This window comes from Enterococcus sp. DIV1059_2 (genome assembly GCF_051713685.1).
In the GTDB taxonomy this organism is placed as follows: domain Bacteria; phylum Bacillota; class Bacilli; order Lactobacillales; family Enterococcaceae; genus Enterococcus_D; species Enterococcus_D casseliflavus.
In genome coordinates this window covers 627398-642611 of sequence record NZ_JBIOQK010000001.1, presented here as the reverse complement: position 1 = coordinate 642611, position 15214 = coordinate 627398, and the positions used below count along the sequence as shown (strand labels likewise).

Below are 15214 nucleotides of genomic sequence, written 5' to 3'. Positions count from 1 at the left end.
CCACATGAATCAATTGTCCCTATATGGCTCCTGACATACGCTGCGTCTTGTAGTCGAAGAATCAAGTCAAAAGGAAAGAAGGTCAATAGTTGACCTATCTCTCCTCTCTTTCCGCCTTCTTACCGGTTCTGTTTACAGATGATAACCGTGCGTTCATTGGCTCATTTTCAACAATAGTAGTAAAATGTATAGCTTTTCCACTTGCATGTTTTATTTTGCAAGGAATAAACACCGACAGCGCTATTTCTTCTCGACAGACACTAGAAAGAAGAACAGCCGAACATCGGGGGCTGTCACGTGGTCTGTAATCATGAAGTAAAACAAGTTCGATTAAGCAAGTCCAGAAATTAAATAGCATGCTCTTATGACAGCTAGTTTTTCTGTGTCTTTTCTTCTATTGCTCACTATTTTCCTTAGCCTTTTTTTTCTTGTTAATGATTAAAACAACAACGATGATCAGCAACAAAACAAGTGCGGCGATTCCGCCAATCAACCACCAATTTGTTTCTGGTTCCAATGTCACGTCTTCCTCATTCAAACGACGGGCATCAGCAGCCGCGATCGTGAAGGGTTCTTCCCAATGCCATTCCTCCCCTTGTGAACGGGCCGTCATAGTCAGGACATAGTCTCCTGGACGGAAACGCTCGCCATTTAGAGGGATCGGAAAATCCATATGGGAATTTGGTGCCATCTGCATACTTGTGCGCTGCGTTTCATACAAGACGGTGTCGCTGCCGCTGGCACGAACCTCGGCATCAATTTCTATGTGGTTGACGAAAGTCGGGGTGTAATTTTGAATTTTGGCACTGATCACGTTCCGATAATTGACTTGACTGGCAAAAACTTCCAGCAATTCAAGTCCCGGATCCGTTGACGAGCGGTTATTGCTTACGACGACTCCTAAAATAAAGGCAAACTCATTACGAATCCCGATTCCTTCTGTCTCCGCCTCCGCTGCCGCTGCATCGCGGACCTCTTCTACTCGGATCGATCCTGCCAGTACCCCTTCAAATTCTTCCTCAGGCATCGTCAGAGGAAGGGTAAGGATCTGTTCTTCTTGGGCTTCTAAAGTGATGACCCCAGGTGCTTCAATCAATTCGGCAATTGAGGCAGGCAATGTCGGGTCAGGATATTCGGCATCACGACCGTATTCTACTACCCCGTTGACGTTGGTGAAGGCAGTATGAGCCGATACTTCGACGTCGATGGTTTCTTCCGATGTATTTTGGATGCGTAACTGCAATTCCTCTTGTTCCCCTGCGCCTAAATTCAGATCAAAGTAGCCGCTGGCACCGCCTTCTATCTGGCTGTCAGGGAAAATCGGGGTGACAAAAAAATTCAACTCTGATTCTATGTCATCATTTGCTCGTACTGGTGTCGGCAAAGTAATCAATGAGCAAAGCATGATCATTGCAGTCAAAAGCCGCAGCCAGCGTTGGTTTGTTGGTTGTTCGATCACTGTTGGTTCTCCTTCCAAAAAAAGGCAGGAATAACGGTCTACTCCTGCCAGTTGTTTCACATTATTGTTGCGTTGCTTTAAAGATTAGTCGTCTTAATCTGGCACTGTTTCGCCATTGGCATCCATCGTACTTGTTAAATGCCAAGTTAGTGTTGCCGTATATTCAGTAGCTTGTGGTGTAGCCGTTCCCGGGATATGCAAGCGAATGGCCTGATTCAAAACTGGATCTGTTCCTGCCTCATGAGCAGCAGTCAACTCCTCTTGATCCCCCCAATAAATTGACGATACACCTTGCCCTTGCCCATCGGTAGCAGCCATCACTGTAACGTTGGTCGAGTTTGCAGGGACAATCAAACTCTGGTTTCCTAATTCGTCTGGTGTGGTAAATGCATTCGGAAGTAACTGAAGTAAATAATCCCTATCCTCATGGTCATCAGGCAGTGCCTTCAGCTCTTCCTCAGTAGCCCCATTATGAACAATGGTTGGATTAAGGAATTCTAAATAAGCACCTCTCAAATTACTCCCGCTTGATGTAGTAAACTCTGTTAAATCAAGATGCAGTCCCCACTGTGGATCATCCAATCCGCGAGTATCTACGATTTGCGCAAAGGATACATATGGTACTCTTACATCCTCGTCATTATCCCTTGAGATTTCCTCCGCATCATCATCAATGACAAGCTTTTCTTGTTCGGCGATTATTGGATAAAATTCATTAGCAGTTGAAATTCTTTGTATGCCAAAATCAAATTTTTTCGGCACATGGGCAATCGTTAACGGTCCGGTTGGTGGATCTGGATCAACAATTGTTACTGGCGGATACGGTACAGGAGGAACGATCACTACGCCCTCCCCATCACCAGCGCGGAACTCAATATTATTTTCGGTATTCTGACGTCGTCTTTCTCCACTCGGCTCTGGGTTCGGTGTTGTTTCATCATCTGCTACTGCTTGTACGCCGCCTGCGAAGATCGTAGAGGTCAGTACAGCGACTGTTGTTAAGCGAATCCATTTCATTTTTATTCCTTCTTTCTTTTAAATTAGTTTGTTTCATCGGCTTGTGCCGTTGGAACTGTTTCTCCTGATTGGGGGGTGGTGGTGCTCAATTGCCATGTCAATGTCGCCACATACAGGGCTGCATCTTTGGCGGTGGCTCCCGGGACGAACAACTGGATCGCCTCATTGCGAACCACCGACGCTTGGTCTTGGTATTGTGCATTCAGCTCTTCTTGATCGCCCCAAACGACGGATGAAGTACCTGCTCCTTTGCCCGCATCGGCGGTTAGAACAGCCTGTGCTGCCCCGTTGGCATCCAAACGCAAGCCCGCTTCATGGGCACTCGGTGCATTCTCTTGGTTAAAGCTGATGTACTCGACTTCGCGTGAGGCAAAGATGATTTGCGCCCCTCGCAGTTCATTGTGCTGCGTCCCAGATTCAAACGCACTCAATGCTACCGTCAAACGCCAGCCAGCATTTGACCCGCGGGTATCTTGTACTTGGGCGAAAGAAACATAGGGCACTTTGTTTTCTTCCCCTTGGGTATCGGCTAGTTGTTGTTCTTCTGCCACCATCGAATAGACGGCATCTCGGTTGGAGATTTCTTGGGTACCAAAATCCAAAGTCGGCGCATAAGCGATCGTCAATGGTCCTGTTTGTCCCTCTGGTCCGATCGGCGGGATCACCACATCTGGTCCGTCTGGTCCTGGATCAGGGGGGATGACTTCCGTCGGGTCTCGGTCATTGGGCACAAAGCTGACTTGACCATCGGTTTCAGCGACTCTTAATTCAGCGGCGGTCCCTTGGAACCCGCCAATCAAAAGGGTTGCGGCAAGTACGGTACTCGTTGCAAATCGCAAAAATCTCATAAGATCATTCCCTTATTCTCTATTACGCAATTTTTCTGGTGTTCGTGAGGTTGCTTGTTCTTGTTGGTACCTGCGTGTCTTCTTCACTGTTGCATAGCCAGCGATCAATAGCAGGATGGATCCGAGTGCCGTGGCACTGGAACTTTTTCGGGTATTCGTCTGGGGCAAACGTCCCCCATCGCCGCCAGGCTGTGTCGGTCCGGTCGGTGGTGAAGGTTCTGGTTTGTCTGGTTCATAGACACCCGTGAACTGGACTGAGCCTTCTGTATCGACGGAACGCTGCTCTTGTGCCGAAACCAAAATCGTCGAAGCATTGATCACTTGAAAAAAAGCTGCGAAGACTATCAAGTGGACCCAAACATTCCCCCTCGCTTTTTTCATTCTCCCTCCCCCTTTTTGACATCATCAAGCCTAAAAACCACCATTTTTTAGACACCCTCACTTAGACGGTATCCTTGTACAACGCCGATCGGTCTATGCTTCAGTTAGCTTTCAAAAACGCTGGTTTTTACCCTCGATATACTTCATTATAGCTATCTTTGCGATGCGGGAAAAATCAATAAATTCACTGGCTGATGAAATCGATGCCTAGATAAAAAAACAAACCCTCGTTTTAAATGAATCGCTTGACGCAGGATCACACTGAAATGAGAAATCCTTTGCATAACTTAAAACGTCTGTTATCAAAGAAAAAGCGAATAGCACGTGCAAAGCTATGTGCTGTCTTTTTTGAAAAAACTAGGTTTAAAATAACAAAAAAAGAGGGACATTCTCCTAAACAAGAATGTCCCTCTTTTGATGAAAACCCCTATACTACATTTTTGAGGCGTTATTTTTTTTGTGCCGCTTTCTTAGAGTTGCTAAACTGATTACAACGAGAACCATGCCTAGCAATGGCAGCCTTCTGCTCGTTTCGCTATTTGTCTGGGGCAAACGAGCGGGTGGTTCCTTCTCGGGTGGTTCCTCAACGATTCGCTCCTCAATGATCGATTCTTCTACTTTCGGCTCGCCAATTTGACCCTGCACCTTCATTTGCCCTTCATTTTGCTGAACAGCCATCGTTGCCAATGCAGGTGATGCAGTCAAAACAAAGAGTGAGCCGATGGCTAGTGCAGCTCTAAAGAATTTTGGCTTCATCTGTTTGTCCTCATAGATTTCTTAGCGAAGTGGCACTCCATGATTATCTGTTGGAATGAATTTTAAGTGCAGCTCGAATTCCGGGTACATGGTATATTCTTTTTCAACCGGCGTCGCATTCCCTGTGAAAAAGAGAGTATTTACAGAATCTATATCCGTATGATCCGTTAGTACGAATAATTCCTTCGGCGGGTCAAACTCCGATTCCGGAACGAGTTTTCCATCGATAATCACAGGAAACAATTTATTGACCTCCAAATAATCAACTTCTTCCATATCTCTTGCCTCACTCACCTTTGTAACTAAGACTTGCACGCCTCGTCCGGAGTGGTTCACAAACTCGTGTTCAGGGGACATGATTTCTCGATGGTCAGACCATCGGGTCGTATAAAAGAGCGTTCTTGCTGGGAATGTTATATTGATCCATTGATTGATATCTGGTGGATTAGGCTGGGAAACATCTGTATTATCAAATTCACCGATAATTCCGTCCACTTGGAGTGAGCTTTCATTCCCTTGACCATCATTTCCATTAATATGCCAGTAATCATCTGCAAGAACTTGCACGACACCGCCAAGTAGTGCCATCGACGTAAAACACGCAGCAGCGGCTTTCTTCATTTTTTTCATTTCCTTTTCCTCCTAAAATAACTTAATTGTTAACAAAAACTTTCACCTGTGCATGGGTAGTTCTTAGCCTTTCCAGGGTATCTGGATCAAAAATATGCACGTCTGCTCTGGTCAGGTATTCTCCCGCTTCTAAAGGAATCAGCAAACGAGCAGAAGTCACTTCTTGATTGGGTAAAATACCACCTGATTCATAGATTAGTTCCCCCGTCTCTTCTAAAAACAACTCCAACGCAATAGGGTACACATTTGTCCCGGGATTGATGATCTGAATACTGCCTTCGCTTTCTCCGTCTTCAAAATAGGCTTCTGGATTAAGGTTCAATGTAAAATAATCGGCATCTGCGATCTCCTGCGCCCGTTCTGCCAATTCACGATCGGTGGCGTCAATGATATCTGGCATCAAATCGCGACTGGCTAGCGGAGTAGGCGTACTTTGATTGTTTAAGTAATACCAAACACCTCCTAGACCCAACAACAATAAAAGCAATAACCATACCAACCACTTTTTCTTCTTTTGCTCTTTTTCTTCCATCCTTTTTCACCTCTATGTTCTCCTTGGGCAATCCTTAGCGCTCGTGTTTCACCAAATGAAATCACTCCTAAATAGATCGCCTTTTCAACGCTTTCGTCCTTCATTCTTTCGTTATTTATTTCTTATTGTCAACGATCGATTGTTTTTGTTCGCTAGTACCCTGTCCTATTTCTTCCTATTTATTAGCAGCTTCACTTACTTCCTTAAAAGGATTGCTTTTTCTCAAACAAAAGTGTCGGTTTGTGAACCAGCCGAATCTTCCCTGAGAAGAGTTCCTTGGATCGATAAAATGACAACGGTCGATTCCATTTTTCCTTTCCTGTTTCCTTCTCGTCGAGTGAAGCGCAGCGAAGCAATTGCTTCCTCACCATACATCCTCTTCTAGCAAACATGTGAAAATATGAGCGAAAAATAGCCTTTCGTTCAAGAAAAAAGAACTAGATTGCCTAATCCTTGCCTCTTTTTTCCCATCAAACCTAGGCAGAGCAAAGCAGCACTTTGATCGAATCAAGCGAATCCTTGTTGACGCTATCATTATAACGAGCTTTTTCTCAAAACTGAAATCAAGGATTTCACTGCCCAGTGAATTATGTGCATGAACTAAATTTAAACGAAAAAATAACCAATGATGTAGCTGCTAAGACGGTTGCTGTAAAGAGGTTTTTCACAATCTCTCTCTTTTTCTCCCATGTCTCTTTTTTCGCTCCGCGACATGCTGAGAAGCTCGCTTGATGCGACAGAAACCTTAAGAATTTCTCAATTTCCTGTAAAAAACACGCTGCTGATAGTTTGAAAAAAGCCTCATTTGTTTGCACTAAAAAAGCAGCAAACGTCACTCCTTGATTTTCACCAAAAGGAGAAGCATTTGCTGCCGATTCTCTTATGTTAAGTAGCCCCTACGAAAAGGATCGTCTGGGTCGTTTCATTTATGTATGCTGTTTCTTACAAACAAGCTATTTCTTCCTATTAAAAAAAACGCTTCTTTGCAGATCCTTGTGCTTTACCTATTGATCATTCTCTTAAAGATTGTTTCCCTTTCCTCGTGCTGCCGTGCTGCACCCAAAAATACATAACCAGCAGAAAGAAATAACCCAGCAAAAGAATGATTTGTCCCAATTGAAACCAGCTGCGAAGGATCACAGATATGCTGGGAAAGAAATAATATATGCCATATTGTGCCACCGATATGCCTACCGATAAGCAGGCAAAAATGATAAAAAGTTTCATTCCATTGATGTCCTACCTTCATACGCTTTTTGTATTCTTTGTGACTTGCCTTACTATAACTTGTCTTACAAGGTACCTCGTTTCGCCGAAAAGGTCAACCAGCGTTCGTCATTGTCACGATCCTGACCAGTCAGTCTAACGTTTCTAAAAAAGCTCTTACTCAAGCAAGGAAGACCAACCAATTGCCTTCCCCACTGCGTTGTTTGAGTAGCCCTTTTGCTCTTGGTTATTCTCAAGGGTTCTTACCACCTGAAAATCGTCCGTTTCGCCCCACTACTACTCTTCATTTCTATCCCCAAAAACGCTCTATCTATAAAACTTCCCCAATAGTCTATTGCTCGTCATCGTTTTCCATTTCTTGCACGCTTTTCTCCCAAACCTCACAACTCGGCGCACCAAGAATGAATGTTCAGGACTCTGCTAAATGTTCGCTCAAATAAATCAAGCCCATTTTAGGTTTTTGCGTTAGCTTTGCCCCCGTGATCTCACGATAAAAATACTTATGGTCATTCTCAATCATTTCAATGACTTCTTCCTCACTCATCCCAAGGTCATCTAGCAATCCTTCTTTGCGATTGTTGCTGATTTCCATCAATATTTGCAATTGTGCATCAATCGCCAATAGACGGCCCCATTGAACAAACAGGTTTTCTTCCTTGCTATGAAAAATCATTAAAAACTCTTTTGCTAACCGATGATAAAAGGCATTTATTTTTGGAAAAAAGCGTAACACCCCTTGTTTTTCTAGCTCTGTTTGAAAATGCGCCAAATATTCTTCTGCTCCCGCTATCTTTTCTGCCAGCATATTAGCCTCCTCGTAATCTATCTGTACGATCGTTCCCAGTTTCCCTCTTCTAGTAACCGTAGATTTTCTTCAACCAATCAATGTCTTTTCCTTCTATCTCATTCGTGGATAGCCTTCAACTACACTGCATTTTTAGGTATTGATGGCACATTCACGCACTTGCTAGTTCCATTTATTTTCCATCTTCTCTCTTTTGATCCAACCAACAATTCACAGGTTTCCTCTTGAGAAAAAACAAATACTCCTAAGCATCGGACTATGGTCTCACTATAGCGTCAAATCTCTTTAAAAAAAAATAGCAATTTTCACCTGTCGGTGAAAAAACCTACATTGTTCCAAATAGTTTCAAACGTTTACATCCATTAGAATAATAAAAACTTTGAATTTAGTCAAATAAATTAAAAATAAACATAAAAATTGAAGTATTTTAACCAATTGTTTATAATATGATTAATTCTTTTTTAAATTCAACGGGGGCATCTATGAAAAATTTTCAGTTAAAATTTATCAAAAATCGTTCTTTAATTCGACGATTGCAATTATTAAATGAATTTGAGAAGAATCCGTCTTCAACATTGGGCGATTTATCAGAAGTAACAAAAAGCAGTACTCGCACGATCATTGCGGACATTGCTATGATTCGTGAACATTTCAATGATGCAATCGAAATCTACTCCTCGAAGTTTGGTTATTTATTTGAAGAACTGGATCCCGAGGCATATATCAAACAAAAACAAAATCTAGTCAAAGATGAACCTTTTTTTATGATTTTAGAAAGTATTTTTTTCGATGAATTACAATCGGTGCTAGATTGGAGCCTGACCCTTAATCTTTCTGAACAAGCATTGCTTGGCTACTTAAAAAAAATGAATGGTTTATTAAAGCCCTTCAACCTTCGTTTGTTAACGAATCCAGTCACAATGGTGGGTTCTGAGATCGATATTCGCCGCTTTTTTTGTCTGTTTTATTACGAGTCCGATATCAATGTCAATACGATCTTCCCGTCATTGGATGTCCAAGATGCCGTGATTGAGATCACGAATCTTTTGCATTCAAAAAAACAGCCAGCTTCTACCTTTTCTTACTTTTCCTATATTCTCTACATTACGCTGGAACGCAGCAAGAAAGGGTTGCAGGTCGAACTTTCTCCTGAGCTTAAGGAGATTTTTTATGCGTACGATTCATTGATTTCACCCGATACGTTGACGGAGATCCTTTATTCTTATTTTCATTATCGCCTACCTGAAGATGAAATCATTTATTTGCTTCTTTGCCTTATCTGTCGCCGAAAAATCAATCATCCTTCGATCGAAGAATTTTGCCAAACCTACAATCGCTGGCCTGAGATCAAACAAGTGGCAAAAGATTTCTATGCCATCAATCGTGGCAATTCCTACGATGAACAAAAAGACTTGTACTGGTTAGAGTCGTTTTTTACGATCGTGAAAATACGCGACATGCTCTCTCCCATCATGAACGTCAATATTGACGATCTTACCCAATTCGTCAAAGACAAGTTTTCCCACGAATATAAGAGAAACTATGCGTTTTTGGCAAAGCATAAGCTAGTCAAAAAGCTGTATTCGCCCTCCTATCTCGAAGACTTTTGTGCCAGTCTAACGATTCACATGGAAGCGATCAAAGAAGAAAATTGGGGGACACAACGGACGATCGCCGTGATTTTTGAAGGAAATGAATATGTCTGCGAATATGCCGAAAGTATCGTACGGAAATATCTAGGACGCTTCCACACGTTGTATTATCCTGATGCCAGCGAACTCTCCCCAGCCTATTTAAAGGAAAAGCAAATTGATCTGCTAGTAACCAACTATTCGGAATATACGATGGAATATTTGCTTGAAGTCGAGTGTATCTTACTAAAATCTTTTCCAGATGCCACGGATTGGAATCGATTACTTAATCAAATCAATCCACGAATCTTGCGTCTGGTCGTTTTGAACAACGCGTAGGTCATTTTCTTAGGCACTATTTTGCGGAATCGTTGCAGCTGCAAATCGTTATTTAATAAGAACATCTCCTACACAACGAGTAGTTGAAACTCTGATCGATCCAGCCGATCAGAGTGTTCATTTCTCGCTGAGGTAGATCAACCCATGGGGCGCTTTTTGGTTCGTACCGATCCCCGCCATTTGTCGGTAATAGACATTTTTGTCCTTTTTGATCATTTTGACGATCTCTTCTTCTGCCAATTCGATTTCTTTAAAAAAGTCGTGCCGGAAAAACTCTAAAAACATTTGCAGTTGGGCATCGATTTCTAATAAATCTGCCATTTGTTGCAGCACATTGTCGTACTCGGTATAACAAATTTCTTTGAATCGTGTTTGCAACTCTGTGCATACTTGCTTGATTAGGGGAAATTCCTGCAAGTAACAAAGTTCGCTGTAATTGTTTAAATAGGCTTCTGGTGTCATATGTCCTTTTTTCATCATGATTGCATCATTCCTATCTTTCATCTGAGAATTATTTTGCACCTAGACCATTGTTAAAGTTTAAAGTCGATCAATGACATGAGTCTGCGCCAATCGGTTGAGTTTGGGATTTTATTGAACAATAAATACACGCCAGAACAAGAGAAATTCGACATATGCTCGTTATAATTGGTGACGATGATATCAAATTGGTTTGCCTCAAAATAGCCAGGATTGATATCTAATACATTCGGAAAAAAGAGTTTCTGGTAACTACCTAGGTACTTACGGGCAGTGACCTGAATGCGTTGCGAGATAAATTGGTTTCCTTCTAACAGGAATGCGATTTTTTTAGGCTTCCCCCAGTACAATTCTTTCACACAGTCCATTTGGATGGTAAACACTGCGCTGATATCTACGATCGTGTCTAAAGACAGACCCTTCAGTTGTTTGAATTGTTTTTGTAAGAACGCTGTGTTTTGTGCCATTTCTTCTGGAAAATTTTTTTTTACAAATGAAATCAAATCGGGAATCACTTTGTTCAAGACTGGTGAAAGCTTATTTTTTAGTAGGATCGTCGCAAAAAACGACTGGATCAACACCGAGCTGTATTCAAGAGCATAAGGTGGTGTGACCACTTCCTTCAAATAGCGTTTTGTTAGTTGCAGGATCTGCGAGTCTTTGCCTAACTTGCTGCAAAACTCTCTTTCCATTTCAATATCAAACACCGTCCGCTTCCCCATCGATAACGCATAGAAGTAGATGATCTCTTTTTCGGTGATCGTCGTTTGTAAATGATTCGATAGCATCGTCTTTAATTTTTTCAACTCAAGATAATACGCTTTGCGAAACTGCTTGACGATGGCTGGATCGAGCGTGACGTAATGGCCATGAGAGGTTCGCTCTAATATGATATAAAGCATATAACTGATTTCCTCAAAGGCAAGATTAGAGAAATTGCTATCGAATTCTTCTTTTTTCAAATTTAAACCGATCTCGTGAATGATCAACGGCGGAAATACGGTATGCGGCGTACTGTCGGATTCATAATAAAAGTTCAGAAAAAAATGGCGAATATTGACTTCCTCACCAATAAGATCAACGGTGGTTTTGTTCAACGTCAGCTGGTACTGTGCTAAAATCGGGTCGATCTTTCGAAAGTAACGCATCAACGTGGCAGGGGAAATAAACAAAATGTCTGACCACTCATTGATGGTCAATATCTCCCCTAAAAAAATGCTCTCAAAGATGCGAAACAACGGCTCGTTACTGATCAAATTCCGCTTTTTTTCTAAGTAGCTTTCTGTATCGATGACTTGCAGCTGATAGCCGCTGTTTGACGTTTCCATGTCGATAGCATCCTCGAAATATTCTTTAATGTTTTGTAAATCTTCAATGATAGTTCGGCTAGAGCTTTTGATCACTTTTGACAATCCACGGATTGGTGTATGAGAAGTATGCTCCATATGTTCTAGCAAATGTAGCCATCTTAGCGTCGTTTTACTAATGACAAAAGATGATTGGAATTGTCTCATAGGTTCGCCTTCCTCTACTCGAAATAACTTTTTAATTCAGCCACGATCCGCTCACTCGCCTCTCCATCTCCATAGGGATTTTTGGCTTGCGCCATTTGTTTGTACGCTGCCTCATCAGACAATAAATGAACGATTTCTGAATACACACGCTCCTCATTAGTACCGATCAGTTTCAAGGTCCCTGCTGCCACCCCTTCTGGGCGTTCTGTTGTTTCACGTACGATCAAGACGGGAATCCCCAAGGAGGGCGCTTCTTCTTGAATCCCACCTGAATCGGTTAAAACAAGGTAGCTGCCTGCCAGCAATTGGTAGAACGCAGGGGCATCCAACGGTTCGATCAGCTCAATATTTTGCTGCCCTTCTAAATAACGCTGAGCAAGTCTACGAACACGGGGGTTTTTATGCATGGGAAAGACGATCGTCAGTGCTGGATAAGCAATAGCGATGCGTTTTAGTGCACGAAACACTTGTTCCATGGGTTGCCCAATATTTTCTCGTCGGTGCATCGTAACTAAGAGGATTTTTTTCTCACTGATTGGTTTTCGCTCTTTTTTTTGTGCCAAGGTATGGTACAAAGCGTCAATAGACGTATTGCCAGTAACGACGATGCGGTCGTGGGGGTGATTTTCCTTTAGCAGATTTGCCTGACTTTGATCCGTCGGTGCAAAGAGAAAATCCGCTAGTTGATCAATCAATCGGCGATTCATTTCTTCTGGAAACGGATCATTCTTGTTGCCTGTTCGCAGCCCCGCCTCCACATGACCAATCAAGATCTGCTGATAAAAAGCGGCCAGCGCAGCTGCGACTGCCGTCGTCGTATCGCCATGAACCAACACCACGTCTGGTTCTTCTGATTGAAAAACACCTTCGAGTCCTTCTAAAATACGACTGGTGATACTGGATAAGGTTTGATTTTCTCGCATGATAGCCAAGTCATAATCAGGGGTCAGCTCAAACGCAGCTAACGTTTGCTCAAGCATTTCTCGATGTTGCCCTGTCACGACGATCTTTGATAGAAAGCGTGGATCATTTGCTAGTTTTTTGATGACCGGCGCCATTTTGATGGCTTCTGGTCGTGTACCAAAAATAGATAATACCTTTATTTTTTGCATCGTACCTCTCCTTTTTTTCAACAATTTGAACATTAATCAAGTTGCTTTTTGTAAATCTTCTGCCAGCGCTTCATATAAGGCGTTAAGGCATACTGTTGCTCAATCGTTGCTCTGGCTTGTTGGCTGCTTTTGATTCGTTCTTCCTCGTTAGCTAACAGACCGCTCAAGGTCTCGATCATTGCTTGAGTATCACCGGCTGCTACTAGGTAGCCGTTTTCACCCGATTGGATCAATTCTGGGATCCCCCCCACCTTCGTTGTTACATTGGGGATTCCTGCCGCCATGATTTCTAAGATCGCCATCGGCAAGCCTTCGTGATAAGAAGGGAGAAAATGGATGGCTGCCTTACGAAAAACAGCTGGTAGCGCAGCGGCTGCGACCCACTCATTTAAGAACACATTGGTGAGGGCTTCTTCGTGGAGTTGTTGGGCAACCTGTTGGTTTTCTTGATCGCCAAACAACATAAAGCGAACCTCGGGGAAGGAAACCGCCATTGCTTTGGCAACTGCCAACAGATCAAAACTGCCTTTTCTTTGCCCGATCCTGCCAAGAGTGATGATCCATTTGGCGGTGGGATCATAGAGGGATTCCTCTGGCACCGCTACGGCATTTGGCAGGACCTCGATGGGGGTATCTGTAATCGTTTGGTAAAAAGCTGCCCAGCTACTACTTAGCACTACGAGCTGATCCACCCGAGACAAAATGAAACGAATCCACCCCTTTGCCCAAGAAGGACTGTTTTGATAAAACTGATCAAATTGCGAAGCATGCATATGGAAAATCGTCTTGCAGTGTTTCGGTGCTAGCAACAACAGCAAACTCTTGCGATAAAAGCTGCCCTTTTGCGCAACGTGGAAATGAAGGATCTGGCACCTTTCTTTTTTGATATGTTGACGAAACGTCAGAAACGCTTTGAGCTGCGTCCAATATTTCCGTTTTTCCGACCAGGTCTTATGAACGACAAAACGCACGTCCTCTGGCGCTGTTGCTTTTTGGAAATTATGAATAACCGTTGCGATCCCCCCTTTTGCTGCTGGATCTGGACCGATAAGTAAGATATTCATGCTCTGTTGATTTTCCTTTCTTGTACAAATCTAGTTACCTGCTTTAGTTCCTTGCGATAAAGAACAACGACGAAGAGCAGCAGCAGCAACACAAGGCTCTTTTCCAGCCAAAGAATGCGATTGAATGCCGTAAACAGTGCAAAGCAATACAGCACGATCGACAAGCTGATTTGCCGTTTGACTGAGAATCCCTGCCAATAGGTCATCGAAAAATATGTACGGGCAAAAAAGAAGACCAAGTACCCTAGTGCCGTGGCACAAGCCGCTCCTGTGGCGCCAATTGTCGGTACGAGCAGGAGATGACAAAGGAAGGCGGCTAAGACCGCTAGCAAAGAGGCTGCAATATTCAGATGACTTTTCTTATAAAAAACGATCCCCAGATTGGTCGTTTCACTGATCGTCATCATCAAGGGATAAAAACATAACAAGGGAAACAAGTACTGGGCTTCTAAGTAGTCCTGCGACAATAAAATGACGATCGTTTCTTTGAAAAAGACCATCAGTAAAAAGAAAATCGACAAGACGAACATAATAAAGTGGCTGACTCGTTCGTAATAGATCAACGGCTTGCCTTTTTTGAACCATTCATAGGAGGTGGGAATCCAAAAATTGGCAAAACTAACTTGTAGAATCATCAAGGCACTCGCCACTTTGAAGGCAGCCGTATAGATGCCCAATGCGGCAAAATCAGCAAAATAGCGCAGCATCATTTTGTCGATAATCATCAACAAACTATAGAGGAAGGTTCCCACCACCGTCGGCAAGCCAAAACGACTCAGCTTTTTGATCAGGTTGCGATCGATTTGGCGAATGAGCGGCATAAAAAGCGCCAGGTTTGCCAAAATCAATAGACAATCACCGATAATCTGACCGAAGAGCATGCCATAGACCACCGTAATAAAGGTCGGCGGACCAAAAAAGAGAAACAGCAGCGTGATGAACAAGACCATGAATTTCACTAAAATACTGTATACGGAGAACTGGATCGCTTTGTTTTGCATTCGAACCGTTAACAAAAGAAACCGTTCAAAAATCAGCAACCCCGACGAAAGAGCAAATAAATAAATCGCACGGGTGTAGTGTGGGGATTCAAACAAAAGCTGCGAGAAGTCTGCCGCAAAAACCACTAGGATCAGCTGAAAGAAAAGTGAACCGAGCAATGGCACGAGCATCGCTTGCTGCAGCAATTCGCGTTTGTTTTCGTGGTCATGGTATTCTCTTGTAAAGGCTTGGTCGAAGCCGAGATAGATCACGTATATCAAAAAGGTCTGTGCAAGGAAAAACATACTGGTCTTCCCATATTCTTCTGGTGTCAAAAAGCTAGTCGTTACGGGCAAAAGCACCAAGTTTAAAACCGCCGAACCTAACGAACCGAGGGAGAAAAAGCCCAGTCTCAAAAGTAATTTTTTCAATCAGTTG

General features: G+C 42.9%; 14 protein-coding genes. 1 reads left to right on the top strand and 13 read right to left on the bottom strand.

What is annotated here, in order from left to right:
- Positions 1-394: 394 nt before the first annotated feature.
- The 8 genes from IGI72_RS03055 to IGI72_RS03020 all read right to left on the bottom strand — a co-directional run bounded on the left by IGI72_RS03055 (position 395) and on the right by IGI72_RS03020 (position 7655).
- Positions 395-1459, bottom strand: coding sequence for a DUF916 and DUF3324 domain-containing protein (locus IGI72_RS03055; RefSeq protein ID WP_218212299.1), 1065 nt, complete (start codon positions 1457-1459; stop codon positions 395-397).
- A 93-nt stretch (positions 1460-1552) separates the two neighbouring features.
- Positions 1553-2476 carry a WxL domain-containing protein gene (locus IGI72_RS03050; RefSeq protein ID WP_438753067.1) on the bottom strand — a complete coding sequence of 308 codons (924 nt, stop codon included), beginning with the start codon at positions 2474-2476 and terminating at the stop codon, positions 1553-1555.
- Positions 2477-2499: 23 nt separating this feature from the next.
- Entirely contained in the window at positions 2500-3324 is an 825-nt protein-coding gene (locus tag IGI72_RS03045; RefSeq protein WP_438753064.1) for a WxL domain-containing protein, read from the bottom strand.
- Positions 3325-3336: 12 nt separating this feature from the next.
- On the bottom strand, positions 3337-3705 hold the full coding sequence (locus IGI72_RS03040) for an LPXTG cell wall anchor domain-containing protein (protein WP_438753061.1): 369 nt from the start codon (positions 3703-3705) through the stop codon (positions 3337-3339).
- 432 nt (positions 3706-4137) lie between these two features.
- Positions 4138-4461 (bottom strand): LPXTG cell wall anchor domain-containing protein, encoded by a 324-nt coding sequence (locus tag IGI72_RS03035; RefSeq protein WP_438753058.1) that lies wholly within the window; start codon positions 4459-4461, stop codon positions 4138-4140.
- Positions 4462-4482: 21 nt separating this feature from the next.
- Positions 4483-5091 carry a hypothetical protein gene (locus IGI72_RS03030; protein ID WP_438753055.1) on the bottom strand — a complete coding sequence of 203 codons (609 nt, stop codon included), beginning with the start codon at positions 5089-5091 and terminating at the stop codon, positions 4483-4485.
- A 22-nt stretch (positions 5092-5113) separates the two neighbouring features.
- A complete protein-coding gene (locus tag IGI72_RS03025) occupies positions 5114-5623 on the bottom strand; it encodes a hypothetical protein (protein WP_438753052.1) in 510 nt (169 codons plus the stop codon).
- A 1636-nt stretch (positions 5624-7259) separates the two neighbouring features.
- Positions 7260-7655, bottom strand: a complete 396-nt coding sequence (locus IGI72_RS03020; RefSeq protein WP_142968079.1) for a DUF7006 family protein — start codon at positions 7653-7655, stop codon at positions 7260-7262.
- 482 nt (positions 7656-8137) lie between these two features.
- Between IGI72_RS03020 and IGI72_RS03015 the strand changes: the two genes are divergently transcribed.
- Complete coding sequence (locus IGI72_RS03015; RefSeq protein ID WP_438753049.1) at positions 8138-9625, top strand: helix-turn-helix domain-containing protein; 1488 nt, start codon at positions 8138-8140, stop codon at positions 9623-9625.
- A 117-nt stretch (positions 9626-9742) separates the two neighbouring features.
- Here IGI72_RS03015 and IGI72_RS03010 read toward each other — a convergent pair whose 3' ends face one another.
- From IGI72_RS03010 to IGI72_RS02990, 5 genes are read right to left on the bottom strand one after another with little or no spacing between them, the layout of a single operon-like run.
- Positions 9743-10105 (bottom strand): DUF7006 family protein, encoded by a 363-nt coding sequence (locus IGI72_RS03010; protein ID WP_015508998.1) that lies wholly within the window; start codon positions 10103-10105, stop codon positions 9743-9745.
- Between the two features lie 53 nt (positions 10106-10158).
- Entirely contained in the window at positions 10159-11619 is a 1461-nt protein-coding gene (locus tag IGI72_RS03005; protein ID WP_438753046.1) for a helix-turn-helix domain-containing protein, read from the bottom strand.
- Positions 11620-11633: 14 nt separating this feature from the next.
- Complete coding sequence (gene wecB / locus IGI72_RS03000; RefSeq protein WP_413157748.1) at positions 11634-12731, bottom strand: non-hydrolyzing UDP-N-acetylglucosamine 2-epimerase; 1098 nt, start codon at positions 12729-12731, stop codon at positions 11634-11636.
- 32 nt (positions 12732-12763) lie between these two features.
- A complete protein-coding gene (locus IGI72_RS02995) occupies positions 12764-13795 on the bottom strand; it encodes a glycosyltransferase family 4 protein (RefSeq protein WP_438753042.1) in 1032 nt (343 codons plus the stop codon).
- Complete coding sequence (locus tag IGI72_RS02990) at positions 13792-15207, bottom strand: lipopolysaccharide biosynthesis protein (protein WP_438753040.1); 1416 nt, start codon at positions 15205-15207, stop codon at positions 13792-13794. The genes IGI72_RS02995 and IGI72_RS02990 overlap by 4 nt, the downstream gene beginning before the upstream one ends.
- Positions 15208-15214 lie beyond the last annotated feature (7 nt).